Raw genomic sequence first — 24,755 nt, 5'->3', positions numbered from 1 at the left:
TGGGGAGCTCCCCCTCAGTGCCAACACACCCTGGTGGGAAGCGTGCTGAAGCCTTGGTGACCCTGGATGGGCCGGAGCCTCGGCGTTCCGGCGTCCGGGCGCCGGCGGTGACGCCCGGACGCGCCGTACCGGGTCAGCCCGCGGCGCGCGCGGCCATCCGCGCCTTGCGGGCGGCGAGCTTCTCGTCGAACTTGCTCGCCTCCGAGTCGAGCCCGCCCATGTACAGACCGAGCTCCTCCTGTGCCTTGAGCCCCTCGGGACCGAGCCCGTCGATGTCGAGCACCTTCAGATAGCGCAGCACCGGCTGGAGTACGTCGTCGTGGTGGATCCGCATGTTGTAGATCTCGCCGATCGCCATCTGCGCGGCGGCGCGCTCGAAGCCGGGCATGCCGTGTCCGGGCATCCGGAACTGCACGACCACGTCGCGTACGGCCTGCATGGTCAGGTCCGGTGCGATCTCGAAGGCCGCGCCGAGCAGGTTGCGGTAGAAGACCATGTGCAGGTTCTCGTCGGTGGCGATACGCGCCAGCATCCGGTCACAGACCGGGTCGCCCGACTGGTGGCCGGTGTTGCGGTGCGAGACGCGGGTCGCCAGCTCCTGGAAGGCGACGTACGCGACGGAGTGCAGCATCGAGTGACGGTTGTCCGACTCGAAGCCCTCCGCCATGTGCGCCATCCGGAACTGCTCCAGCTTGTCCGGGTCGACGGCACGCGAGGCGAGCAGGTAGTCGCGCATCACGATGCCGTGCCGGCCCTCCTCGGCGGTCCAGCGGTGCACCCAGGTGCCCCAGGCTCCGTCGCGGCCGAAGAGGCTGGCGATCTCGTGGTGGTAGCTGGGGAGGTTGTCCTCCGTCAGCAGGTTCACCACGAGGGCGATCTTGCCGATGTCGGTCACCTTGGACTGCTCCGGCTCCCAGACCGTGCCGTCCTCGAAGAACCCGGGGAAGTTGCGGGCGTCGGACCAGGGCACGTACTCGTGCGGCATCCAGTCCTTGGCGACCTTGAGATGGCGGTTGAGTTCTTTCTCCACCACCTCTTCCAGCGCGTACAGCAACCGGGCGTCGGTCCACGCCTCAGAACTGCCGAGATGGGGAGAGGTGAGTGTCACGGGTGCTCCTGGGGACGGGAGTAGTACCTACGGGTTCGTAGGTTACGTGACCGTAGGTTAAGGGCGCGATAAGGCGGGAGCCAAGCCCGGATACGCGATGCCCGCCTACGCGCGGTTATGCGCGCAGGTCACGCAGCCGTACGGAGAGGCAGGTCACGCACCCTTCGAGCTTCTCGAACTCGCTGATGTCGACCGGAACAGGTTCAAGACCGAGATCCGCGAACAACTCGGCGCTGCGCGGCGCGCTCGCCGCCATCAGCAGCTTTCTGCCACCGAGCAGCACCACGTGCGACCCCGCCTCCTCGGGAACGGCCAGGAAACGCGGGAAGAGCGACGGATCGTCAACGAGCGGCGTATGGCCGATCACGGTGCCGTCCGGCAGCGCGGTCACCGCCGACTTCAGATGCAGCACCTTGCTCACCGGTACGGCGACGACCCGCGCGCCCAGCGGCTCGAACGCGGCGCGCACCTGCCGTACGCCCGCCTCGTTCGTCCGCCCGCCCTGGCCCACGTACACCGTGTCGCCGACCTTCAGGACATCGCCGCCATCGAGTGTCCCCGGCTCCCGTACCCGCTCGACCGAGCAGCCGAGCGCGCTCAGCGCCTCCTCCACGGCCGCCGTCTCCGGCCGGCGCGACTCGGCGCCGGAACGCGCGATCAGCGCGACGTCACGGAACACCACCACCGTGTCCTCGACGAACACCGCGTCCGGGCAGTCGTCGGCCGGCGCCGCCTCCGTCGTCTCCCAGCCGTGCGCCCGCAGCGCGTGTGTGTACGACTCCCACTGCGCGAGGGCCAGTCCGGCGTCGACGGGAGTGCGCTCCAGATGGGTCACCAGACCCTCGGTGAGACGGGGGCCGGGGCGTCGGATCAAGGCTTTCCTGCTGGGCATAGGGACCTCCGGACGGATCGTCGCCGCCCCGGCCGGGGCGGCGACGACCACGCTAAGTCAGCAGGGGTCCGCGCGGCAGCGGGTTCGTCCTCAGTCGCCGGACGGGTCCGACAGGCCCAGCTCCCGCCGGAGGTACTGCGCCGTGAACGACTTGGGGTGGCGCAGCAGTTCGCCCGGCGTGCCCTCGAACACGATCTCGCCGCCGTGCTTGCCACCGTCCGGGCCCATGTCGATCACCCAGTCGGCCCGCTTGACCACATCCATGTTGTGCTCGACGCAGATCACCGAGTTCCCCGCGTTCACCAGCCGGTCGAGCAGTGCCAGCAGGGTGCCCACGTCCGCCATGTGCAGCCCGGTGGTCGGCTCGTCCAGGACGTACACGCTGCCCGTACGGTGCAGTTGGGTCGCCAGTTTGATGCGCTGCCGCTCCCCGCCGGACAGCGAACTGAGCGGCTGGCCGAGCGTCAGATAGGTCAGGCCCACGTCGTTCAGGGTCCGAAGCTTGCGCAGCAGCGCCTTGTCGCCGCTGAACTCCTGGAAGAACGGGATCGCTTGAGCGGCCGTCATGTCCAGGACGTCGACGATCGATTTGCCGCCCACCTTGAGCGCGAGCACGTCGTCGTTGAACCGCCGGCCCTCGCACACCTGGCAGACGGTCGTCACCGGATCCATGAACGCCAGATCGGTGTAGATGATCCCGCGACCGGCGCACTCGGCGCATGCCCCCGACGAGTTGAAGCTGAACAGCCCCGGCTGGACGCGGTTCACCTTCGCGTACACCTTGCGGACGGTGTCCATGACGCCGATGTACGACGCCGGGGTGGACCGCGACGAGGCCGTGATCGCGCTCTGGTCGATGACGATCGCGTCCGGGTGGGCGGCCGTGAAGACCTCCGAGACCAGCGTCGACTTCCCCGACCCCGCGACACCGGTCACCGCCGTCAGCACACCGGTCGGGAACTGTACGTCGATGCCCTTCAGATTGTGCAACGCGGCTCCGCGCACCGGCAGTTGGCCGGTGGGGGAGCGGAAGCGCTCCTTCATGGGGGTACGGCTCACCAGATGCCGCCCGGTGAGTGTGTCGGCCTCCCGCAGCCGCTCCACGGTCCCCTCGAACACCACCTGTCCGCCGTCCGCGCCCGCCCGCGGCCCCATGTCGACGACATGGTCCGCGATCGCCACCACATCGGGGTCGTGCTCCACCACCAGCACCGTGTTGCCCCGGTCGCGCAGCCGCCGCAGCAGATCGTTCAGCCGTCCCACGTCGCGCGGGTGCAGGCCGACGCTCGGCTCGTCGAAGATGAATGTGAGCCCCGTCAGTGAACTCCCCAGATGGCGCACCATCTTGAGCCGCTGTCCCTCACCGCCGGACAGTGTCGTCGTTTCCCGGTCCAGGCTCAGATAGCCGAGTCCGATCCCGACCAGCCGGTCCAGCCGGGCGCGAGCGGCGGCGGCGATCGGCGTCGCCACCGGGTCGTCGATCCGCGCCAGTACCTCGGCCAGGTCGGCGACCTCCATCCGCGTGAAGTCGGCGATGGACAGGCCGTCGATACGGGTGGCCAGCGCCGCCTCGTTCAGCCGGGCCCCGCCGCACGCCTCGCACACACGCTCCGACGTGAAACGGCTCGCGGCCTCCTTGCGCTTCTCGGACATGCCGGCCGTGTCGCGCTTGAGGAACAGCCGGGTGAAACGGCCCACGACGCCCTCGAACCGCATGTCGGCCGATCCCGTTTTCATCTCCACCTTGACGGTGAAATCACCGCCGTGCAGGAGCAGTTGACGCTCCTCGGCGGTGTACTGGTCGATCGGCTTGTCCGGGTCGAAGTGCCCGGACCCGGCGTACAGTTTCCACTCCCAGCCGCCCACCGTCAGCCCCGGCAGCAGCAGCGCGCCGCCGTTCAGGGACTTCGACCAGTCGAACGCGCGGTCGAGGTCGAGGCGCACGACGCGGCCCACGCCGTCGCACTCCGGGCACATGCCGGACGGGTCGTTGAAGGAGTACGCGGTGGCCGCCCCCGCGCTCGGCGTGCCGTACCGCGAGAACAGCACCCGGATCACCGAGTAGATGTCGGTCATCGTGCCGACGGTGGAGCGGACGTTGCCGCCGACGGGCTTCTGGTCGATGACGATCGCGACCGACAGATCGTCGATCGCCTCGACGTGCGGCCGTTCGTACTTGGGCAGCCGGTTCCTGATGTACGCCGTGAAGGTCTCGTTGAGCTGTCGCCGTGACTCCACGGCGATGGTGTCGAAGACGATCGAGGACTTGCCGGAGCCGGAGACGCCGGTGAAGACGGTGATCCGGTCCTTGGGGATGGTCAGCGAGACGTTCCTGAGGTTGTTCTCACGGGCGCCCACGATGGTGATGTTCTGTGGCATGCGCCCGAACCTAATCGGGAAACCAGACAGCTCCTGTCCGGTTTCCCGAAGAGATCCTCAGGAGGTCTGACCTGCCCGTACCTCCTCCGCCGTGGTGTCGCGCAGCTCGCCGTCGAGCAGCAGCCACCGGGTGACGCCGATCGATTCCAGGAACGGCACGTCGTGGCTCGCCACGACCAGCGCGCCGCGGTACGACCCGAGCGCCGCCGTGAGCGCGCGCACGCTCGCCAGGTCGAGATTGTTCGTCGGCTCGTCCAGCATCAGCAGCCTGGGGGCCGGCTGAGCGAGCAGCAGGGCGGCGAGCGAGGCGCGGAACCGTTCCCCGCCCGACAGGGTCCCGGCCGGCTGGTTCGCCCGCGCGCCCCGGAACAGGAAGCGGGCGAGCCGCGCCCGGATCTCGTTGTCGGTGGCGCCGGGCGCGAAACGCGCGACGTTCCCCGCCACGCTCAGCGCGTCGTCCAGGACATCGAGCCGCTGTGGCAGGAAGCGCGTCGGCACCAGCGTCTCGGCCTCGCCGGAGACCGGGGCCAGCTCCCCGGCGACCGTCCGCAGCAGCGTCGTCTTGCCCGCGCCGTTACGTCCCACCAGCGCGATCCGCTCCGGGCCGTGGATCGCGAACTCACCCGCCGCCCGCGCGCCGTACCGCAGCTCCAGCTCGCGCAGCCGCAGCACGCCGACACCGGCGTGGACCTCCGTGGCGGGCAGCTCGATCCGGATCTCGTCGTCGTCGCGCACCGCCTCCACCGCCTCGTCGAGCCGCTCCCGGGCCTCCGTCAGCTTCGCGGTGTGCATGACGCGGTGCTTGCCCGCCGAGACCTGCGCCTGGCGCTTGCGCTGGGCCATGATCGCCTTCGGCTCGCGCTTGGTGTCCCACATCTTCTGTCCGTAGCGCTTCCGCCGGGCCAACTTGACCTGCGCGTCCGCCAGTTCGCGCTTCTGCCGCTGCACGTCGCCCTCGGCGGCACGCACCATCCGTTTCGAGGCCTCCTGCTCGACGGCGAGGGCTTCCTCGTACGCGGAGAAGTTCCCGCCGTACCAGGTGACCTCGCCGTCCCGCAGATCCGCGATCCGGTCGACGAGATCGAGCAGCTCGCGGTCGTGGCTGACCACGACCAGCAGGCCGGACCAGGCGGCGACGGCCGCGTGCAGCCGCCGACGCGCGTGCAGATCCAGATTGTTCGTCGGCTCGTCGAGCAGCAGCACCGAGGGCCGGGCCAGCAGCAGGGCCGCCAGCCGCAGCAGGACGCACTCGCCGCCGGACACCTCGCCGATGGTGCGGTCGAGGCCGACATGTCCGAGCCCGAGCTGGTCGAGGGTGGCGCGCGCCCGCTCCTCGACGTCCCAGTCGTCGCCGACGGCGGCGAAGTTCTCCTCGCTCGCGTCGCCCGCCTCGACGGCGAGCAGCGCGGCGCGGGTGCCCGCGATACCGAGCGCCTGGTCGACGCGCAGAGCGGTGTCGAGAACGGCGTTCTGCGGGAGGTAGCCGATCTCGCCCACCACGTCCGTCCGGCCACCCGTGGGGGCGAGCGCTCCGGCGATGAGCTTCAACAGGGTTGATTTCCCTGACCCGTTGACTCCGACGAGGCCGGTTCTGCCGGGACCGACGGCCAGTTGGAGGTCGTCGAAGACGACACTTCCGTCGGGCCAGCCGAAGGAGAGCGCGGAGCAGGTGATTTGGGGGGAAGTAGACATACGGTCTCCTGGCTGCTGCGAAAAGGATGCGGGGCAACGGTGGGAGACACCGGCGTGGGGCACCGGGGAAGGGACGGCTCGATCGCCGAGGTCGCACGCGGTGCGCGCGGGCGGAAAGCCGCGCGGCACGGTGTCTCAGGACCTCAGAAGAGCAACGTCCTACTCCGTTCGGTGACAACAGGAACGCTGAACACCGTACGAGCGCGCCGGGGAGGAGGCAACGCGTTTTTTGGCTGGTGGCTGGTGGCGGGTCGGTCGTTTGAGTGGTTCAGCAGGCGTCGCGCAGCAACTCGGCGAGGTCGTGGTCCAGATCGAGATGGAGATGCTCGCGGCCGACCGGGACGACGCCCAGGGAGCGGTCGAGGAAGTGCCGCACCTCCGACGTACGGACATGGACCATCGCGACGCCCTCGGGGGCGTGGAACTCCAGGACCGTACGGTCGTAGCCGAACGGCCGCACCCGTACGTCCCCGAGTCCGGCCGGCTCGTCCATCCCGACGGTCAGCAGCTCGCGGGAGAACGCCCAGGACACCTCCGTGCCCTCCAGCGTCGCCGTGGGCGGGAACGCCATCCGCACGGCGAACGGATCCTCGCCGTCGTAGCGCAGGGTGGCGGGAACGGTCTCCAGCTGCGGCGCCGAGGCGACCAGCCGGGCTTGCAGGGCCTGCTCGATGACGTTGGACAAGGCCAGCTCCCCTTCGCACGGCTCGGGCGGATGTGCGTCTTCCGCTACAGGGAAGGACGACGTAACGCGCCGAAGAGTGCTCGTGGAACGGCGTGACCTACGTCACCGTTTTCGCTACTCGCGAGTCGGGGTCACCGCGGCGGCTGCGGCTCGCGGTACTCCGCCAGTCCGGGCGCGGTGCGGGCCACGGCGAACTCCGTGATCCGGTACGCGCACACACCGCCGACCACGAAGGGGTCCGCGTCGACGAGCGCCTCGACCGCCGCGCGATCGTCCCCGACGGCCAGGATCACACCCCCGTCGCGGGGCTTCTTGCGGCCCGACGCGATGAAGGTCCCCGCGGCGAAGTGGTCGTCGACCCAGGCGAGATGGTCCGCCGAGAGCGCGTCGACACGGTCGAGCGGGGCGGTGTAGGTCAGCTCCAGTACGAACATGATCGCCAGGCTAACGGCGGGAACGCCGACCACGCGGCCGGGCTTGTCCTCAATCGCCGGACGGGCTGCAAACGCAGCCCGTCCGGCGATTGAGGACGAACCGGCCGGCAGCTCTAGGCTGGCGCACCATGACGACGATCAGGACACCCGCCGACGAGGCCGAAGCCAGGGCCGTGCAGGACGAGTTGCGGCGGCTCGTCGTGCTCGACGAGGTGGGGCCCGCGGCCGGGACCGGGCTGGTGACCGGGGTCGACGTCGCGTACGACGACGAGCGGGACATCGTCGCCGCCGCGGCCGTCGTCCTCGACGCGGCAACCCTCGACGTCGTGGACCGGGCGACCGCCGTCGGACGGGTCGCCTTCCCCTATGTGCCGGGGCTGCTCGCCTTCCGTGAGATCCCCACCGTCCTCGCCGCGCTCGACGCCCTGACGTCGGACCCGGGACTGATCGTCTGCGACGGCTACGGCCGCGCCCACCCGCGCCGGTTCGGCCTCGCCAGTCACCTCGGGGTGCTGACCGGGCTGCCGGTCATCGGTGTCGCCAAGAACCCCTTCACCTTCTCGTACGAGCAGCCCGCCGCCCGGCGTGGCGACTTCTCGCCGCTGCTCGCCGACGACGGCGAGGAGGTGGGCCGGGCGCTGCGTACACAGGACGGTGTGAAGCCCGTCTTCGTCTCGGTCGGACACCGGACCGATCTCGACACCGCCTGCGCGCACACCCTGCGCCTCGCCCGGGACTTCCGTATCCCGGAGACGACCCGCCAGTCCGACACCCTCTGCCGCCAGGCTCTGCGCGACGCCGTCGAGGGCACGCGCGGAATGTGATCCGGCGCGCGGCGATGAGTTTTTCGCACCACCCCGGTCTGCCCTCCGTACGAGCGTGGCGGCCCGTGCTGGGGGCGGGCCGCCACGCTCTCGCGATCTCAGCGCGAGTGCGCGACCCGGAAGGTCATCCCTGCCGACCGCAACCGCTCCAGCAGCGCGTCACCCATCGCGGCGACCGTGGTGACCTGGCCCGACGTGTGGGGAAGATCGTCGAAGGCCAGGCTCAGCGAGGCCTCGGCGAGTATCTTCGCCGTCTCGTCGTACCCCGGATCGCCGCCCGCGACCTCCGTGAACACCCTGCGCCCACCGCCCTCGCCCACGAACCGCACCGTGAACCAACTGCTGCCCCTGCGTGCCTCGCTGGGCCCCGAACCCGGCTCGAAGCGGTTCATCAGCGCCCGCCGCACCGCGGGCACCTGCGCCAGCGCGGCGCCCGCGCCGGCGGCCACCGTGCCGCCCAGGGCGACCGGCAGCGACTTGACGGCGGCGAAGTGCCGGTAGCGGAAGTCGGGGCCGTAACGCGGTACCGCCGCCGCCGAGCGCGCCACCACCCGCGCGTCGAGCGTGGGCAGCGGCAGCGCCCAGGCGCCGGTCTCCTTGCTGAAGTGCGGCGCGCCCAGCGGCCCGACGGCCCGGCGCCCCACCAGCCGAGGCTCGTGCAGCCGCCGCTGCCTCGCCGCCTCCACGGTCTGCCGCCCACGGCTCAGCGCGTTCAGGGCCGAGGCGAGCGTCCCGCCGGAGAAGAACGCGTTGGTGCGGACGAAACCGTCTATGCGGAGCGGCACGTCCGCCGGCAGCTGCTTGACCGTGAAGTAAGCGCCCAGATCGTGCGGTACGGAGTCGAACCCGCAGGCGTGCACCAGCCGTGCCCCGGTCTGGCGCGCCCGGTCCTCGTACGCCACGTACATCCGGTCGACGAACTCCGGCTCGCCGCAGAGATCCGCGTAGTCCGTCCCGGCCTCGGCGCAGGCGGCGACGAGGTTCTCCCCGTGCCAGACGTACGGGCCGACGGTCGTGGCGAGCACACGCGTCGACTCGGCGAGCGCCCGCAGCGACGCCGGGTCCTCGGAGTCGGCCACCAGCAGCGGAAGGTCCGCGCAGCGCGGGGAGAGCCGGGCCAGCCCGGCCCGCAGCTTCTCCAGCTTGGCCCGGTCCCGGCCGGCGATCGCCCACCGGCAGTCGTCGGGCGCGGTGAGGGCGAGATACTCGGCCGTGAGCGTTCCGACGAAGCCGGTCGCCCCGAAGAGCACCACGTGGTACGGGCGTTCTGCCCCGTTCTGCCTGTTCATCGAGTCTCCGCCGTTCGAGCCGCGCCGTCGCCGGTGCGGTGGTCGGTGCCGTTGTCCGTGCCGTTCCATGCCCTGTCCGTGCGTTGTCGGGGGCCGAGGCTAGCGCCTGTGGTGGCGGACCGGCATAGCGGGTGACCAGCATCGGACGTCATGGGTGTCGCGCGGGGCGGCGATCGCGCGGAAGTCTGCGACCATCGGAGAGGACAGGCGGCAGAACAAGCGCTTGCTTGCCCAGTGCCCCGGCGGGGCTTGTGCACCGTGGTGGGCGTTCCTAACATCATTGCTGTTACATCGTTGGTGTCACACCGCTGGGAGAGCTCACCATGACGGCGACAACGAACGGCCCGCTGGCCGGGGTGCGAGTGGTCGAGCTGGCCGGCATCGGGCCGGGCCCGTTCGCCGCGATGCAGCTGGCGGACCTCGGCGCCGACGTCGTACGCGTCGACCGGCCGGGCGGCGCCGGGCTCGGGATCGACCCGAGGTACGACCTGATGAACCGCAACAAACGCTCCGTACTCCTCGACCTCAAGTCGGACGACGGACCCGCCCAGGTCCTCGACCTCGTCGAACGCGCCGACGTCCTCATCGAGGGCTACCGGCCGGGCGTCGCCGAACGCCTCGGCGTCGGCCCCGCGGAATGCCTCGCCCGCAACCCCCGGCTGGTGTACGGCCGGATGACCGGCTGGGGCCAGGACGGACCGCTCGCCCAGCGAGCCGGGCACGACATCGACTACATCGCCGTCACCGGCACCCTCTCCATGTTCGGCGACGCCGACCGGCCGCCCACCGTCCCCGCCAACCTCGTCGGCGACTACGCGGGCGGCTCGCTCTACCTCGTCATCGGGATCCTCGCCGCCCTCCAGCACGCCCGCACACCCGGCGGCACCGGACAGGTCGTGGACGCGGCGATCGTCGACGGCGCCGCCCATCTGACCACGATGATCCACGCCATGTCGGCGGCCGGCGGCTGGCAGGACCGGCGCGGGGCGAACCTGCTGGACGGCGGCGCGCCCTTCTACGGCAACTACGAGACGGCCGACGGCGAGTACATGGCAGTCGGCGCGCTGGAGCAGCGCTTCTACAACGAGTTCATCGACCTGCTCGGCATCAAGGACGACGTCCCCGCCCGTAAGGACTTCGCCCGCTGGGACGAGCTGAAGGCCGCCGTCACCACCCGGTTCAAGGAGAAGACCCGCGCCGAGTGGACGGCCGTCTTCGAGGACTCCGACGCGTGCGTGGCGCCCGTCCTGTTGCTGCGCGAGGCCCCCGGACATCCGCACCTCGTGGCCCGTGGCACCTTCACCGACCACGCGGGCATCACCCAGCCGGCCCCCGCACCGCGCTTCTCGGCCACACCCACCTCCGTACGGAGCGCGCCCGCGCTGCCGGGCGCGGACACCGAGCGGATCGCCGACGACTGGGACGTTCCGAGCATCAAGAGCAGCACCGCCACGTCCAGCAGCACCTCCAACGCCCCCGAAAGGCCGCTGTCTTGAGTACCGAAGCGTATCTGTTCGACGCGATCCGCACCCCGCGCGGTCGCGGCAAGGCCAACGGCGCCCTGCACGGCACCAAGCCCATCGATCTCATCGTCGGCCTGATCCACGAGATCCGCGGCCGGTTCCCCGGTCTCGACCCGGCGGCGATCGACGACATCGTGCTCGGTGTCGTCAGCCCCCTCGGCGACCAGGGCTCCGACATCGCGCGCACCGCCGCCGTCGCCGCCGGACTCCCCGACACCGTCGCCGGCGTCCAGGAGAACCGCTTCTGTGCCTCCGGCCTCGAAGCCGTCAACCTGGCCGCCGCCAAGATCCGTTCGGGCTGGGAGGACCTGATCCTGGCCGGTGGCGTCGAGTCGATGTCCCGCGTCCCGATGGGCTCCGACGGCGGCGCCTGGGCGATGGACCCGATGACCAACATCCGTACGGGCTTCGCCCCCCAGGGCATCGGCGCCGACCTGATCGCCACCATCGGCGGCTTCACCCGGCGCGACGTCGACGAGTTCGCCGCGCTGTCGCAGGAGCGCGCGGCGACGGCCTGGAAGGACGGCCGGTTCGCCCGCTCCGTCGTCCCCGTCCGCGACGGCAACGGCCTCACCGTCCTCGACCACGACGAGCACCTGCGGCCCGGCACCACGGCCGACACGCTCGCCTCGCTCAAGCCGTCGTTCGCGCAGATCGGCGACCTCGGCGGATTCGACGCGGTGGCGCTCCAGAAGTACCACTGGGTCGAGAAGATCGACCATGTCCACCACGCGGGCAACTCCTCCGGCATCGTGGACGGCGCCTCCCTCGTCGCGATCGGCTCCAAGGAGACCGGCGAGCGGTACGGCATGACGCCGCGCGCCCGTATCGTCTCGGCCGCCGTGTCCGGCTCCGAACCCACGATCATGCTGACCGGACCGGCGCCCGCCAGCCGCAAGGCACTCGCCAAGGCCGGACTGACCATCGGCGACATCGACCTCGTGGAGATCAACGAGGCGTTCGCCGCCGTCGTCCTGCGCTACGTCGCCGAGATGGGCCTCTCCATGGACCAGGTCAATGTCAACGGCGGCGCCATCGCCCTCGGCCACCCGCTCGGCGCCACCGGCGCGATGATCCTCGGCACCCTCGTGGACGAACTGGAGCGCCAGGACAAGCGGTACGGCCTCGCCACGCTCTGCGTCGGCGGCGGCATGGGCGTCGCCACGATCGTCGAACGCGTCTGACCGTCCCGTCCGCCAAGCATCTCTTCGCTACGGAGCAGCAGCATGAGCGAGTCCACCACCATCCGCTGGGAGCAGGACGGGACAGGCGTCGTCACCCTCGTCCTCGACGACCCCGCCCAGTCGGCCAACACCATGAACCAGGGCTTCCGGACCTCGATCGCCGCGATCGCGGCACGCGCCGAGGCCGAGAAGGACAGCATCCGCGGCATCATCGTCACCTCCGCGAAGAAGACCTTCTTCGCCGGCGGCGACCTCAAGGACATGATCAAGCTCGGTCCGGACGACGCCCAGCAGGCGTTCGACGCCGGCATGGCCGTCAAGCGCGCCCTGCGCACCATCGAGACCCTAGGCAAGCCCGTCGTCGCCGCCATCAACGGCGCGGCCCTGGGCGGCGGTTACGAGATCGCGCTCGCCTGCCACCACCGCGTCGCGCTCGACGCGCCCGGCTCCAAGATCGGCCTGCCCGAGGTCACCCTCGGCCTGCTGCCCGCGGGCGGCGGCGTCACCCGTACCGTACGGCTCCTCGGCATCTCCGACGCGCTGCTCAAGGTGCTGCTCCAGGGCACCCAGTACTCGCCGCGCCGCGCGCTGGACAGCGGTCTCGTCCACGAGGTCGCCGCCACCACCGAGGAGATGCTGGACCGGGCACGCGCCTTCATCGACGCGCACCCCGAGTCGTGGCAGCCGTGGGACGTCAAGGGCTACAAGATCCCCGGCGGTACGCCGTCCAACCCGCGCTTCGCCGCCAACCTCCCCGCCTTCCCCGCCAACCTCCAGAAGCAGACCGGTGGCGCGCCCTACCCCGCTCCCCGCAACATCCTGGCCGCCGCCGTCGAGGGCTCGCAGGTCGACTTCGAGACCGCGCAGACCATCGAGGCCAGGTACTTCACCGAACTGGTCACCGGGCAGACCGCCAAGAACATGATCCAGGCGTTCTTCTTCGACCTCCAGGCGGTCAACTCCGGCGCCAGCCGCCCCAAGGACATCGACAGGCGCGCGGTGCGCAAGGTCGCCGTCCTCGGCGCCGGGATGATGGGAGCGGGCATCGCCTACTCCTGCGCCCGCGCCGGTATCGACGTCGTCCTCAAGGACGTCACGACCGAAGCGGCGGCCAAGGGCAAGGCGTACTCGGAGAAGCTGCTGGCCAAGGCGGTCTCCCGGGGCCGTACTACCGAGGCCGACCGGGACGCGCTGCTGGCCCGGATCACCCCCACCGGCGAGGTGGCGGACCTCGCGGGCTGCGACGCCGTGATCGAGGCGGTCTTCGAGGACACGGCGCTCAAGCACCGGGTGTTCCAGGAGATCCAGGACGTGGTCGAGCCCGACGCGCTCCTGTGCTCCAACACCTCGACGCTGCCCATCACGGCCCTCGCCGAAGGCGTCACGCGCCCCGCCGACTTCGTCGGTCTGCACTTCTTCTCGCCCGTCGACAAGATGCCGCTCGTGGAGATCATCAAGGGCGGCAAGACCGGCGACGAGGCGCTCGCCCGCGCCTTCGACCTCGTACGGCAGATCAAGAAGACACCGATCGTCGTCAACGACTCACGTGGCTTCTTCACCTCACGCGTCATCGGCCGGTTCATCAACGAGGGCGTCGCGATGGTCGCCGAGGGCATCGAACCCGCCTCCGTCGAACAGGCGGCGGCACAGGCCGGCTACCCGGCCAAGGTGCTCTCCCTGATGGACGAACTGACCCTCACACTGCCGCGCAGGATCCGCGACGAGACGCGGCGCGCGGTCGAGGAGTCCGGCGGCACCTGGACCCCGCACCCGGCCGACGCGGTCATCGACCGCATGGTGGACGACTTCGGCCGACCGGGACGCGCCGGCGGCGCGGGCTTCTACGACTACGCCGACGACGGCGGCCGCGTCGGCCTCTGGCCGGGCCTGCGCGAGCACTTCACCAAGCCCGACGCGGACGTGCCGTTCACCGACATGAAGGAGCGCATGCTCTTCTCGGAGGCGCTGGACACCGTGCGCTGTCTGGACGAGAACGTCCTGACGACCGTCGCCGACGCCAACATCGGCTCGATCATGGGCATCGGGTTCCCGGCCTGGACGGGCGGCGTCCTCCAGTACATCAACGGGTACGAGGGCGGCCTGCCCGGCTTCGTCGCACGCGCCCGTGAACTCGCCGCCACCTACGGGGAGCGCTTCTCGCCGCCCGCGTCGCTGGTGGCGAAGGCCGAGCGGGGAGAGACGTTCCACGACGCGAGGTAGCGCCGCGGACGGCAGCCTTCGACGCGGGCCGTGTTCATCCGTCGGTGAACGCGGCCCGCAACTCCTCCTTGAGCGAGCGCTGGAACGCGGTCACCAGCGCCTGCACGACCATCGGCTGCATATGGGCCGACAGCGACCTCATCGCCGCCACCCGCTCCGGATCCGGCTCGCCCTCCTCGTACGGATTCCACACCTCGTCGCGGAAGAGGCGCGACAGCGCGTGCGCGGCCGAGCGGGTGTGCTCCAGCAGGACCGTACGGGCGGCGAGGATCGTCTCGTGCGCGATCGGCACGTCCAACAGCTCCACCCCCAGGCGCAGCAGCCCCGGATCGAGCCGGTAGCGGCCGGGAGCGTCGGCACGGGCCAGCACACCCATGGCCGCCAGCCGGTCGACGTCGTCGTCGGACAGGGCGCGTCCCGCGCGCTTCTCCAGCTCGGCCCGCGTCGCCTCCTCCGCCGAGTCCGGCGCCCAGGTCGCCACCAGCGCCCGGTGTATGGCCAGATCGTGCGCGCTCAGATCCGCCGGCAACTGCTCCAGATACCGCTCGATCGCGGCCAGGGTCATGCCCTGGTGCTGAAGCTCCTCGATGAGCGCGAGCCGGGAGAGGTGGTCATGTCCGTAGTGGCCGACCCGGCGAGGGCCGATCACCGGGGGCGGCAGCAGACCGCGGGTGCTGTAGAAGCGGACGGTGCGCACGGTGACACCGGCGCGTGCGGCCAGCTCGTCGACGGTGAGCGTCGGCTCCTGGTCCGCCCCGGCCGCCCTCGCGGCTCCGGCCTCTGTGTCCATGCCGACAGTATTGCTGTCTCACCAGTACTGCGAAAGACAGGGCGAGGACCGCGAGCACCCGCCGGCGAACTCGATCGTGTGCCCGGAGCCCGTGGGGTACTGTGACCCGACCGAAGCAGCGTACGCACCGAGGAGGTGGGACCCATTACCGCAGTGTCAGGCCGGGTGCTCCCCTCTCACGGCCGCGCGGTCCGTCCGACAGGCTGAGACCGCCGGAGCGCCCGTAGGCGCCCCGAAAGGTTTCCATGTCGGCAACACCGTTCTCCTCCTCCGCGCTTCCCTCCCTCTCCGCCGTCGTCACCAGGCTCCGCGCCGCGGGCTGTGTCTTCGCCGAGGACGAGGCACGGCTCCTGGTCTCCGCCGCGGACAGCCCGGAAGCCCTCACCGAGATGGTGAGCCGCCGCACCGCCGGACTGCCCCTGGAGCACGTCATCGGCTGGGCCGAGTTCTACGGCCTGCGGATCGCCGTCGACACCGGGGTCTTCGTCCCCCGCCGGCGCACCGAATTCCTCGTCCGGCAGGCGGCGGCCCTGATCCATCAGACTCCCGCCGGGCGGCCCGCCGTCGTCGTCGACCTGTGCTGCGGCTCGGGCGCGCTCGGTGCCGCGCTGCTCGCCACGGCGCACGGAACCGTCGAGCTGTACGCCTCCGACCTCGACCCGGCGGCCGTGGCCTGCGCCCGCCACAACGTCGGCTCCGGCGGCACGGTCCTCGAAGGGGACCTCTTCGACGCGCTGCCGGACGACCTTCGGAGCCGTATCGACATCCTCATCGCCAACGTGCCCTACGTACCGACCCGCGAGGTCGGGCTCCTGCCGTCCGAGGCGCGGGAGCACGAACCGCTGGTGGCGCTCGACGGCGGCGACGACGGGCTCGACGTGCTGCGCCGGGTGACCGCCGAGGCGCCCCACTGGCTGGCGCCCGGCGGTCATCTGCTGTTCGAGACGAGCGAGCGCCAGGTGCCGGACGCCGTCGGCACTGTCAGGCGCGACGGACTCGCCCCCCGGGTCGTGACCTCCGAGGAGTGGGAGGCCACCGTCGTCGTCGCCCAGCTCAGAGGCGCCCGGCTTGGGGCGGTCGCGCTCAGTCCAGACCCCCGCGGCCGATGACCCGCGCGTACCAGCGGGCGCTGTCCTTCGGCGTGCGCCGCTGGGTCGCGAAGTCGACGTGCACGGCGCCGAACCGCTTGCCGTAGCCGTACGCCCACTCGAAGTTGTCCAGCAGCGACCAGAGGAAGTAGCCGCGCACGTCGGCGCCGTCCTCGATCGCCCGGTGGACCGCTTCGAGGTGGGCGCGCAGATACGCGACGCGCTCGGGGTCGTGGACCGCGCCGGACGGGTCGGCGTAGTCGTCGTACGCCGCGCCGTTCTCGGTGACCATCAGCGGGACGTCCGGCAGTTCGTCGCGCAACCCGGTGAGCAGGTCGTACAGCCCGGTGGCGTCGACCGGCCAGTCCATCGCCGTACGCGGACCCGGCGCCGGGACGAAGCGCACGTGCTCGTCCGCGCCGGGCCACGGCGACGGGGAATCGGACGTACCGCTCGCGACCACGGTGGGGGAGTAGTAGTTGATCCCCAGCGAGTCGACCGGCGCGGAGATCGTCGCCAGATCGCCGTCCTTCACGAAGGACCAGTCGGTCAACGCGGCGGTGTCGTCCACGAGATCGCGCGGCAGCCGGCCGTGGAAGACGGGGTCGAGGAAGACCCGGTTGCCGAGCGCGTCGATCCGGTGCACGGCGTCGAGATCCTCGGGGGAGTCCGTCAGCGGGCGAACGGCGTGCAGATTGAGCGTCAGCGAGACCTCCGCCTTCGCCGGCAACGCGTCACGCAGGACACCGGTCGCCAGGCCGTGCGCCAGATTGAGATGGTGCGCCGCGCGCAACGCGGCCTCGGGGCGGGTGTGGCCCGGCGCGTGCACACCCGCCGCGTATCCCAGGAACGCCGCGCACCAGGGCTCGTTGAGCGTCGTCCAGGTCGGCACCCGGTCGCCGAGCGCACCGGCGACGAGCCCCGCGTACTCGGCGAACCGCGGCGCGGTGTCGCGGTGCGGCCAGCCGCCCGCGTCCTCCAACTCCTGCGGCAGATCCCAGTGGTAGAGCGTGAGGACGGGCCGGATCCCGGCAGCCAGCAGCTCGTCCACGAGCCGCCGGTAGAAGTCGAGGCCGCGCTGTACGGCGGGGCCCCGGCCGGTCGGCTGGACGCGCGGCCAGGACACCGAGAAGCGGTAGTCGGTGACGCCCAACTCCCGCATCAGCGCGACGTCTTCGGCCATCCGGTGGTAGTGGTCGGCGGCGATGTCGCCGGTGTCGCCGTTGCGGACCTTGCCGGGCGTACGGCTGAAGGTGTCCCAGATGGACGGGGTCCGCCCGTCCTCGGACGCGGCCCCCTCGATCTGGTACGCGGCGGTGGCCGTCCCCCAGCGGAAGCCGGTGGGGAACCGCCGCTCCGTCGTGGTCTCGGGGCGTGCGTCGACAGCGGTCATGGAAGGAACTCCAGGGAAGTGGGACGGTGCGGTGGGGGGAAGGGACGCGGGGGAGTGGCCCGGGGGCGTCGTCGGCTCGGTGGCTCAGCCCTTGACGGCGCCCTGCATGATGCCGCCGACGATCTGCCGGCCGAGCAGTCCGAAGACGAGCAGCACGGGAAGCGTGCCGAGCAGCGTCCCCGCCATGATCACGGACTGGTCGTGGACATAGCCGCCGCCGAGCTGGCGCAGCGCGACCTGGACCGTCGGTTCCTGTGAGGACAGCGCGATGATCGGCCAGAAGAAGTCGTTCCACGCGGTCATGAAGGTGAGCATGCCGAGGACCGCCATGCCGGGCCGCGCGATGGGCACCACGATCGACCAGAAGATCCGTGCGGTGGACGCGCCGTCGACGCGTGCCGCCTCGATCAACTCGTCGGGCAGCGACTGCACGAGGTACTGCCGCATGAAGAACACCCCGAAGGCGGAGACGAGTCCGGGCAGGATGACGGCCTGGAGCTGGTTCACCCACTGGAGTTCGGCGATGAGCATGAACAGCGGGATCACGCCCAGCTGCGGCGGGATCATCATCGTGCCGACGGTCAGGGCCAGCAGCGCGCCCCGGCCCCGGAAGCGCAGCTTGGCGAAGGCGAACCCGGCCAGCGTGCAGCACAGCACCGTACCGACGGTGATGGAGCCGGACACGATCAGCGAGTTGAGCAACGCCTTCCCGATGTCGGCCTCTTCGAGGACCGCCTCGAAGTTGCTGATCAGGTTGGGGCCCGGCAGCAGGGTGGGCGGCACCTTCGCCAGGTCCGCGTTGGAGCGGCTGGCCGCGACGATCGTCCAGTAGAACGGGAACGCCGAGATCAGCAGGGCGACGGTCAGGATGGCGTACGAGAGCATGCCGCCGTGCATCGAGCGGGGAGCGCGCCTCTTGCGCCCCTCAGGCCGAGGGGACGTTCCCTTGGTGCCGGTGGGCGGGGCCGGCGGTGCGGCGAGCGCGGTCATCGGCCGGCCTCCTTGCGTGAACGGCGGCGCACGATCAGGGCGTTGACCCCGACGAGCAGCACGATCAGGACGAACATGACCCAGGCGATCGCCGCCGCCCGGCCCAGATGGAAGAAGCCCCAGCCCTGCTCGTACATGTAGAGACCGAGGGTCTGGTACTGGTGCGAGATACCGCCGGAGATGGACCCCTCGAACAGCAGGGGCTCACCGAACAGCTGGGTCGCGCCGATGGTCGACACGATGGTGGTGAAGACGATCGTGGGGCGCAGACCGGGCAGGGTGACATGGACGAACTGCCGCCAGCGGGACGCCCCGTCCATCTCCGCCGCCTCGTACAGCTCGCCCGGGATGGACTGCATGCCCGCCAGATAGATCAGCGCGTTGTAGCCGGTCCAGCGCCAGACGACGATGGAGGAGACGGCGATCTGCGAGGCGACCGTGCCCGTCTGCCAGTCGACGGGGCTCACCCCGACCAGCCCGAGCACATAGTTGATCAGCCCGAAGTCCCGGCCGAAGAGCTGGGCGAAGACCAGGGTCGCGGCGGCGACGGAGGTGGCGTACGGCAGCAGGATCGCCGTACGGATGAAAGTCCGGCCCCGCAGCTTGTAGTTGAGGAGATGGGCCAGGCCGAGCGCCATCGCGAGCTGGGGGACGGTCGACAGGACACCGATGGTGAACGTGTTGCGCAGCGAGGTCCAGAAGAACTCGTCGGTGAACAGCGCGGTGTAGTTGCCGAATCCGCGCCACTCCATGTCGCCGGGCGTCTGGAGCTCGACCCGGTACAGCGACACGAACGCCGTGTAGATCAGCGGGAAGAGCCCGAAGGCGGCGAAGAGGGTGAAGAACGGGGCGATGTAGGCGTACGGGGAGAGTCGGCGCCAGGTGCGGCGTACGGCGGAGGACCCGTCGGTCGCGGGTCCGGACACCGGCGGCGGCGCGGCCTTCGCGGTGGCGGTGAGGGTCACGGTACGGGGGCCCTTCGGGGTGAGGGGTTGGGTGGGGACTCGTTGCAACGGGGCGGGGCGGGCCGCTTTCGGCCCGTCCGGCGTTTGAGGACGAACCGGCCCACCGGGCGGACCCGGTGAACCGGCCCGCGCCGTCAGCCGATCGTGTTCGCGACGCCCTTCTTGGCGTTCGACCACGCCTTGCCCGGCGCCGTGCCCTTGCGTTCCACCTCGCTCAGCGCGTTCGTGATCTGCTGCGCGACGTTCGCGTCGTGCACACCGAGCACCTGCACCGGCGCCGCCTTGGCCGCCTCACCGAAGATCTGCCCGATCGGCGCGCCCGAGAAGTACGGGTCCTTCGCGTCCGCGACCTGCTCGATCGCCCCCGTGGACGACGGGAAGTTGCCCTGCTTCTCGAACAGCTTGGCCTGCTGCGCGGGGGCGGTGAGCCACTTGATCAGCTCGTACGCCTCCTCCTTGTGCTCGGCCGCACGCGGCACCGAGAGGTACGAACCGCCCCAGTTGCCCGCGCCGCCGGGCAGCTTGGCGATGTCCCACTTGCCCTGGCCGGCGTCGCCCGCCTGGCCCTTCACATAGCCGAGCATCCACGCCGGGCACGGGATGGTGGCGAAGGAGCCGGCGGCGAACGCCTGGTTCCACTGCGGGGACCACTGGTCGAGCTTGGCGCTCAGACCGGACTCGGCGGCCTCGACGGAGGTGTCCCAGGCGGACTTGACCGCCGGGTTGTTCTCGTAGATCAGCTCGCCGGAGGCGTCGTAGTACCGCTCCTTCTCCTGGCCGATCATGATCGAGTAGAGACTGCCGACGCTGTCGATCCAGGCGCTCTTGGCGGGTGCCTTCTCCATGTACTGCTCGCCCAGGTCGAGATACCCCTCCCAGGTGGCCCACTTCTGCGCCAACTCGGCGCGGTCGGTGGGCAGTCCGGCCTTCTTGAACAGGTCGGTGCGGTAACACATCGCCTCGGGCCCGACGTCCGTGCCGAGGCCGAGGATCTTGCCGTCCTTCGTGGTCGCGGCAGACCACTTGGCCTCGGCGAACTCGTTCTTCAGCTTGTCGGCGCCGTACCGCTTCAGGTCCTCGAACTTGTCGGACTGCTGCTGCGTCACCGAGGCGATCCGCCCCACTTCGACCCCCTGCACGTCGGCGAGGCCGCCGCCGCCCGCGAGCCGGGTCTGGAGCGATTTCCAGTAGTCCGCCTCGTCCTCGGTGTCGCTCTGCTTGATCTTGACTCCGGGATTGAGCTTCTCGTACTCCGCGTACAGGCCGGCTTCCTTGTAGCCGAACGCTCCGAAGAGGTCGACGGTCAGTGTGACCTTGCCGCCCGCCTCGTCCGAGGAGTCCGACGAACCTGATCCGCAAGCGGCGAGCAGGGCTCCGGCGAGTACGACCGCGCCGAGGGTCCGTCCGGTGGACCGGGCGCGTGCGGCGGACGTCCTGACGGTCCGGCAGATGGGCATGGGAAGCCTCCCTTGGCTTCGGGGTGAAGCGAGAGCAACACTTTGAGAGCGCTCTCAGAACGTGCGTCAGGAGCGTGCCCCCACCGCTGCCGCTCCGTCAAGACTCGAACGCATAACGGCGCCGGCCGACTGACAACCGCCTTCTCCGTCAGCTCTATTGACACTTAGGTTTCAGGAGTTTTACGTTCCTTGGCATCTGAGAGCGCTCTCGGACTACCTTTCCCCCCATGACTTCGAGGTGCCGTCGATGCCCACCTCCCGCTCCAGACCGGCTTCGGTGCTGGTTCTGGTCACCGCCATGGCCGCCGTAGGACTGGGTCCTGCCGCCGGTCCCGCCGCTGCCGCGAACATCCCTGTCGGCTCGGGCAGTTACTCCGACTCCCGCCCCGCGGGCACGTCGGGGCCGACGAACAACGTCGGTGCGCCCGTCACGCCCAAACTGACCGAGGCGGCCAAGGACAGGCCCGTCCCCACCAACGACTGGTGGACCTCGCTCGCCTACCAGCGATACGGCGACAACCCGTACTCCACCCCGATGTACGGCCACCCGCTCACCTATCAGGCCACCTCCGGCGGACTGGAGGTCGGCTATCCCACGACCCCCGCCATCGTGGGTGACGGACGACAGTACGAGTACGCGCACAAGGCCGATCTCACCCTGGGGCTGACCGGCCTCAACTCCCCCGACACCAAGGCCGACGACTGGTCCGACTGGACCGTCACGCCCTACTGGTCGGACGGCACCCGCACGCTGCGGACCACCATCGGCCACGGCATGCCCTACGTGTACGCGAAGGGCTCGGGCGGCGACGCGCGCATCACCACCGCGTCGGCACCCACGGTCTTCTCCGACGACGGCAACGTCCTCGGCATCACCGTCGCCGGACACCATTACGCGCTCTTCGCGCCGACCGGCAGCGACTGGTCGGTCTCGGGCTCCACCGTCACGGCCGGACTCGGTGACAAGGACTACTTCTCGCTCGCGCTCCTGCCGTCCGAGGACGCCCTGGCGACGTACGCCAAGTACGCCTACAGCTTCGTCACCGGCTCCACGACGAGCTGGAACAGCGAGGGCGGCGACGTCGAGGCGACGTACACCCTCACCACCGAGCCGCAGGAGGGTACGGAGAAGGGCACGATCCAGGCCCTCTACCGCCACCAGTGGCTCAACACGACCGACCAGCTCACCCCGTACACCTATGTGTCACCGCGCGGCACGATGAAGGTGCGCGAGGCGACGTCCTTCACCACCAGCCAGAAGGCGTCCGGTGTGCTGCCCGCACTGCCGGAGTCGGGCGGGGTCGACTCGACCGCGCTCAAGGCGCAGTTGAACGAGGTGGTCAACGCCGGCGACCCGTTCTCCGGCGCGACCGACACCTACTGGACGGGCAAGGCGCTCGGCCGGCTCGCCCAACTGGCCCCGATCGCGGACCAGATCGGCGAGACCGCGACCCGCGACAAGATCGTGGACCTGCTCAAGGGCCGTCTTGAGGAGTGGTTCACGGCGGGCGGTGCCAGTGAGTTCAGCTACGACAACGACTGGAAGACGCTGACCGGTTACCCGGCGTCGTACGGCAGCGACACCGAACTCAACGACCACCATTTCCACTACAGCTACTACGTGTACGCGGCGGCGATCGTCGCCCAGTACGACCAGGCGTGGGCCGCCGAGTCCGCCTGGGGCGGCATGGTCGAGACGCTGGTGCGCGACGCGGCCAACCCGAGCCGCACGGACAGTGACTTCCCGTTCCTGCGCGGCTTCGACGTGTACGCGGGCCACAGCTGGGCCTCCGGACACCAGGGCTTCGCCGCGGGCAACAACCAGGAGTCGTCGTCGGAGTCCATCAACCTCAGCGCGGGACTCGTCCTGTGGGGTTCGGCGACCGGGAACGACGAGCTGCGTGACCTGGGCTCGTACCTTCTGGCCACCGAGTCGGAGGCGATCGGGCAGTACTGGTTCGACGCCGACCAGGAGGTCTTCCCCGAGGACTTCCAGCGCGGCACGGTCGGCATGGTCTGGGGCAGCGGCGGCGCGTACTCCACCTGGTGGACCGCCAACCCTGAGGAGATCCACGGCATCAACGTCCTTCCCGTGACCGGTGGTTCACTGCACCTGGGCCGTGAGAAGGAGGCCATCGGCCGCAACATCGCCGAGATGGAGCAGGAGAACGGCGGGCCGGCCGTCGAATGGCGCGACATCCTCTGGGAGTTCGAGGCCATCGCCGACCCGGCGGGCGCGAAGGCCAAGTGGGACGCGGGCCAGGAGGCGCTGTCCCCGGAGGCGGGCGAGTCCAAGGCCCATGTCCACCACTGGATCGGCACGCTCGACGCGGTCGGCGCCCCCGACCCGTCGGTGACCGGGTCGATCCCGACCTCGGCCGTCTTCACGAAGGGCGGAGTGAGCACGTACGCGGCGCACAACTTCGCCTCGACGGAGCAGACCGTGACGTTCTCGGACGGTAAGACGCTCACGGTGCCGGCGCGGTCGGCCGCGAGCACCACGGGCTGAGTGCTTCTGTCCTCGATCGCCGGACGGGCTCGATTCGCGGGCCCGTCCGGCGATCAAGGACCGCCCCACCCCCCACACGCGGCGGGTCTTCGGCCTCAGGCCGAGGCCCGCCGCACCAGCGTGGTCGGCGTGATCACGGACGCCGGTGCCCGCGCCTCCGCGCTGTCCTTGTCGAGTCCGCGCAGCAGCAGCCGCGCCATCAGCCGGCCCTGCCCCTCCACGTCCTGCCGGATCGTGGTCAGCGGCGGGTCGGTGTCCTCGGCGACGGACTCCATGTCGTCGAACCCGACCAGCGCCACCTCGTCGGGCACCGAGATCCCGCGCTCGCGCAGCACCCGCAGCGCACCCGACGCCATCAGGTCGTTGGCCGCGAACACCGCGTCCAGGTCCGGGCGCCGGTCCAGCAGCTCACGCATCGCCCGCGCGCCGCTGTCCGCCGTGAACTCGCCCTCGGTGATCAGGCTCGGGTCGGCGTCGAGCAGCACGTCGCGGTAGCCGTCGAGCCGGTCCGTGGACGAGGTCTGGTCGGGCGGGCCCGCGATGTGCGCGATGCGCTCGCGCCCGAGGTCGCGCAGATACTGCACGGCCGCCCGCGCGCCGCCGCGGTTGTCGGCGTCCACGTACGGCACACCCTGATCGCTGGGCGCCGACGTCCAGCTCGGCCGGCCGCCGTACACCGTCGGTGTTCCCGACCGGCGGATGATGGCCGGCAGCGGGTCGTCGATGTGCAGCGAGAAGGCGAGGGCGCCGTCGACGTGGCCGCCCGCCAGATACCGGGCGATCCGCCCGAAGTCACCGGGGCCTTCGAGCAGGAGAAGTACCAACTGGGTGTCGTGGGCGGTCAGTTCCTTGCTGATGCCGCGTATCTGCTGCGAGAAGAACGGGTCGGAGAAGATCCGGATCTCCGGCTCGGCGATGATCACGGCGACCGCGCCGGTCCGCCGGGTGACCAGTGTGCGGGCCGCGTGGTTCGGGACGTACCCCAGTTCCTCGACGGCCCTGAGCACCTTGTCGACCAGCGGCTGACGCACCCCCGCACCGCCGTTGACGACCCGGGACGCGGTGGCCCGGGAGACGCCGGCACGTGCCGCGACGGCTTCCAGCGTGGGCCGGGACCCAGGTGACTGCTCGGGCAAGGCGGGCGCTCCTCGTCGGTGGCCGTGCGGGTGGGCACGGCCCTGTTCTGGCCGGTGGACACGTGCGTGTCCGGAGGGACCCGGCGGCGGTACGGGAGACCGTACGGGCCGCCGGACCGGTACAGGGTATCCGCTGCCCCGGAACCCGAGAGAGCGCTCCCAGAGTCCCGCTCGCACGTCCCCGCAGGTACGGGGGG

19 protein-coding genes are annotated in these 24,755 nt (G+C 70.5%); 6 read left to right on the top strand and 13 right to left on the bottom strand.

What is annotated here, in order from left to right:
• Positions 1-133: 133 nt before the first annotated feature.
• From ACFWHU_RS01210 to ACFWHU_RS01185, 6 genes are all read right to left on the bottom strand, one after another.
• Positions 134-1,108: an acyl-ACP desaturase gene (locus ACFWHU_RS01210; RefSeq protein ID WP_385799040.1), complete on the bottom strand. Its 975-nt coding sequence runs from the start codon at positions 1,106-1,108 to the stop codon at positions 134-136.
• Between the two features lie 115 nt (positions 1,109-1,223).
• Positions 1,224-2,000 (bottom strand): dimethylargininase, encoded by a 777-nt coding sequence (gene ddaH / locus ACFWHU_RS01205; protein WP_387223021.1) that lies wholly within the window; start codon positions 1,998-2,000, stop codon positions 1,224-1,226.
• A gap of 90 nt (positions 2,001-2,090) precedes the next feature.
• Positions 2,091-4,379: an ATP-binding cassette domain-containing protein gene (locus ACFWHU_RS01200; RefSeq protein ID WP_385799044.1), complete on the bottom strand. Its 2,289-nt coding sequence runs from the start codon at positions 4,377-4,379 to the stop codon at positions 2,091-2,093.
• A 57-nt stretch (positions 4,380-4,436) separates the two neighbouring features.
• Positions 4,437-6,071 (bottom strand): ABC-F family ATP-binding cassette domain-containing protein, encoded by a 1,635-nt coding sequence (locus tag ACFWHU_RS01195; RefSeq protein WP_387223019.1) that lies wholly within the window; start codon positions 6,069-6,071, stop codon positions 4,437-4,439.
• Between the two features lie 268 nt (positions 6,072-6,339).
• Positions 6,340-6,756 (bottom strand): SsgA family sporulation/cell division regulator, encoded by a 417-nt coding sequence (locus ACFWHU_RS01190; protein ID WP_387223016.1) that lies wholly within the window; start codon positions 6,754-6,756, stop codon positions 6,340-6,342.
• A gap of 131 nt (positions 6,757-6,887) precedes the next feature.
• Positions 6,888-7,190 carry a YciI family protein gene (locus ACFWHU_RS01185; protein ID WP_387223013.1) on the bottom strand — a complete coding sequence of 101 codons (303 nt, stop codon included), beginning with the start codon at positions 7,188-7,190 and terminating at the stop codon, positions 6,888-6,890.
• A gap of 128 nt (positions 7,191-7,318) precedes the next feature.
• On the opposite strand from ACFWHU_RS01185, the gene ACFWHU_RS01180 reads away from it, so the two are divergent.
• Positions 7,319-8,014, top strand: coding sequence for an endonuclease V (locus ACFWHU_RS01180; protein ID WP_385799052.1), 696 nt, complete (start codon positions 7,319-7,321; stop codon positions 8,012-8,014).
• Between the two features lie 98 nt (positions 8,015-8,112).
• Here the strand turns inward: ACFWHU_RS01180 and ACFWHU_RS01175 are convergent, their stop codons facing one another.
• The gene (locus ACFWHU_RS01175) at positions 8,113-9,303 is read right to left on the bottom strand and encodes a saccharopine dehydrogenase family protein (protein ID WP_387223010.1); all 1,191 of its coding nucleotides are present in this window, start codon (positions 9,301-9,303) and stop codon (positions 8,113-8,115) included.
• A gap of 323 nt (positions 9,304-9,626) precedes the next feature.
• Here ACFWHU_RS01175 and ACFWHU_RS01170 point away from each other — a divergent pair, with 323 nt between their 5' ends.
• Genes ACFWHU_RS01170 through ACFWHU_RS01160 form a run of 3 tightly spaced genes read left to right on the top strand, consistent with a single transcriptional unit; the run spans position 9,627 to position 14,230 of the window.
• Positions 9,627-10,799, top strand: a complete 1,173-nt coding sequence (locus tag ACFWHU_RS01170; RefSeq protein WP_387223007.1) for a CaiB/BaiF CoA transferase family protein — start codon at positions 9,627-9,629, stop codon at positions 10,797-10,799.
• A complete protein-coding gene (locus tag ACFWHU_RS01165) occupies positions 10,796-12,010 on the top strand; it encodes an acetyl-CoA C-acetyltransferase (protein WP_387223005.1) in 1,215 nt (404 codons plus the stop codon). The genes ACFWHU_RS01170 and ACFWHU_RS01165 overlap by 4 nt, the downstream gene beginning before the upstream one ends.
• Before the next feature lie 42 nt (positions 12,011-12,052).
• Positions 12,053-14,230: a 3-hydroxyacyl-CoA dehydrogenase NAD-binding domain-containing protein gene (locus ACFWHU_RS01160; protein ID WP_385799059.1), complete on the top strand. Its 2,178-nt coding sequence runs from the start codon at positions 12,053-12,055 to the stop codon at positions 14,228-14,230.
• A gap of 34 nt (positions 14,231-14,264) precedes the next feature.
• Here ACFWHU_RS01160 and ACFWHU_RS01155 read toward each other — a convergent pair whose 3' ends face one another.
• A complete protein-coding gene (locus ACFWHU_RS01155; RefSeq protein WP_387223001.1) occupies positions 14,265-15,020 on the bottom strand; it encodes a MerR family transcriptional regulator in 756 nt (251 codons plus the stop codon).
• A gap of 245 nt (positions 15,021-15,265) precedes the next feature.
• Here ACFWHU_RS01155 and ACFWHU_RS01150 point away from each other — a divergent pair, with 245 nt between their 5' ends.
• The gene (locus ACFWHU_RS01150) at positions 15,266-16,129 is read left to right on the top strand and encodes a putative protein N(5)-glutamine methyltransferase (protein ID WP_387222999.1); all 864 of its coding nucleotides are present in this window, start codon (positions 15,266-15,268) and stop codon (positions 16,127-16,129) included.
• Here the strand turns inward: ACFWHU_RS01150 and ACFWHU_RS01145 are convergent.
• The 4 genes from ACFWHU_RS01145 to ACFWHU_RS01130 form a co-directional block, all read right to left on the bottom strand.
• A complete protein-coding gene (locus ACFWHU_RS01145) occupies positions 16,104-17,501 on the bottom strand; it encodes a GH1 family beta-glucosidase (RefSeq protein WP_387222997.1) in 1,398 nt (465 codons plus the stop codon). The genes ACFWHU_RS01150 and ACFWHU_RS01145 overlap by 26 nt on opposite strands.
• Before the next feature lie 84 nt (positions 17,502-17,585).
• The gene (locus ACFWHU_RS01140) at positions 17,586-18,491 is read right to left on the bottom strand and encodes a carbohydrate ABC transporter permease (protein ID WP_385799066.1); all 906 of its coding nucleotides are present in this window, start codon (positions 18,489-18,491) and stop codon (positions 17,586-17,588) included.
• Positions 18,488-19,456 (bottom strand): carbohydrate ABC transporter permease, encoded by a 969-nt coding sequence (locus ACFWHU_RS01135; protein ID WP_385799068.1) that lies wholly within the window; start codon positions 19,454-19,456, stop codon positions 18,488-18,490. The genes ACFWHU_RS01140 and ACFWHU_RS01135 overlap by 4 nt, the downstream gene beginning before the upstream one ends.
• A 134-nt stretch (positions 19,457-19,590) precedes the next feature.
• Positions 19,591-20,913 (bottom strand): ABC transporter substrate-binding protein, encoded by a 1,323-nt coding sequence (locus ACFWHU_RS01130; protein WP_387222994.1) that lies wholly within the window; start codon positions 20,911-20,913, stop codon positions 19,591-19,593.
• 247 nt (positions 20,914-21,160) lie between these two features.
• Between ACFWHU_RS01130 and ACFWHU_RS01125 the strand changes: the two genes are divergently transcribed.
• Positions 21,161-23,422: a glycosyl hydrolase gene (locus ACFWHU_RS01125; protein WP_387222992.1), complete on the top strand. Its 2,262-nt coding sequence runs from the start codon at positions 21,161-21,163 to the stop codon at positions 23,420-23,422.
• A 95-nt stretch (positions 23,423-23,517) separates the two neighbouring features.
• On the opposite strand, the gene ACFWHU_RS01120 is transcribed toward ACFWHU_RS01125, so the two are convergent.
• On the bottom strand, positions 23,518-24,558 hold the full coding sequence (locus tag ACFWHU_RS01120; RefSeq protein WP_385799074.1) for a LacI family DNA-binding transcriptional regulator: 1,041 nt from the start codon (positions 24,556-24,558) through the stop codon (positions 23,518-23,520).
• Positions 24,559-24,755: the final 197 nt, after the last annotated feature.

The organism is Streptomyces sp. NPDC060366 (assembly GCF_042725135.1).
Taxonomy (GTDB): Bacteria; Actinomycetota; Actinomycetes; order Streptomycetales; family Streptomycetaceae; genus Streptomyces.
This window is presented reverse-complemented; position numbering and strand designations above follow the sequence as displayed.

Excerpts from the sequence above, each read along its gene's own strand:
- ddaH (WP_387223021.1), bottom strand. The coding sequence starts at position 2,000 with ATGCCCAGCAGGAAAGCCTTGATCCGACGCCCCGGCCCCCGTCTCACC.
- ACFWHU_RS01200 (WP_385799044.1), bottom strand. The coding sequence starts at position 4,379 with ATGCCACAGAACATCACCATCGTGGGCGCCCGTGAGAACAACCTCAGG.
- ACFWHU_RS01195 (WP_387223019.1), bottom strand. The coding sequence starts at position 6,071 with ATGTCTACTTCCCCCCAAATCACCTGCTCCGCGCTCTCCTTCGGCTGG.
- ACFWHU_RS01185 (WP_387223013.1), bottom strand. The coding sequence starts at position 7,190 with ATGTTCGTACTGGAGCTGACCTACACCGCCCCGCTCGACCGTGTCGAC.
- ACFWHU_RS01180 (WP_385799052.1), top strand. The coding sequence starts at position 7,319 with ATGACGACGATCAGGACACCCGCCGACGAGGCCGAAGCCAGGGCCGTG.
- ACFWHU_RS01175 (WP_387223010.1), bottom strand. The coding sequence starts at position 9,303 with ATGAACAGGCAGAACGGGGCAGAACGCCCGTACCACGTGGTGCTCTTC.
- ACFWHU_RS01170 (WP_387223007.1), top strand. The coding sequence starts at position 9,627 with ATGACGGCGACAACGAACGGCCCGCTGGCCGGGGTGCGAGTGGTCGAG.
- ACFWHU_RS01160 (WP_385799059.1), top strand. The coding sequence starts at position 12,053 with ATGAGCGAGTCCACCACCATCCGCTGGGAGCAGGACGGGACAGGCGTC.
- ACFWHU_RS01155 (WP_387223001.1), bottom strand. The coding sequence starts at position 15,020 with ATGGACACAGAGGCCGGAGCCGCGAGGGCGGCCGGGGCGGACCAGGAG.
- ACFWHU_RS01150 (WP_387222999.1), top strand. The coding sequence starts at position 15,266 with ATGTCGGCAACACCGTTCTCCTCCTCCGCGCTTCCCTCCCTCTCCGCC.
- ACFWHU_RS01145 (WP_387222997.1), bottom strand. The coding sequence starts at position 17,501 with ATGACCGCTGTCGACGCACGCCCCGAGACCACGACGGAGCGGCGGTTC.
- ACFWHU_RS01140 (WP_385799066.1), bottom strand. The coding sequence starts at position 18,491 with ATGACCGCGCTCGCCGCACCGCCGGCCCCGCCCACCGGCACCAAGGGA.
- ACFWHU_RS01130 (WP_387222994.1), bottom strand. The coding sequence starts at position 20,913 with ATGCCCATCTGCCGGACCGTCAGGACGTCCGCCGCACGCGCCCGGTCC.
- ACFWHU_RS01125 (WP_387222992.1), top strand. The coding sequence starts at position 21,161 with ATGCCCACCTCCCGCTCCAGACCGGCTTCGGTGCTGGTTCTGGTCACC.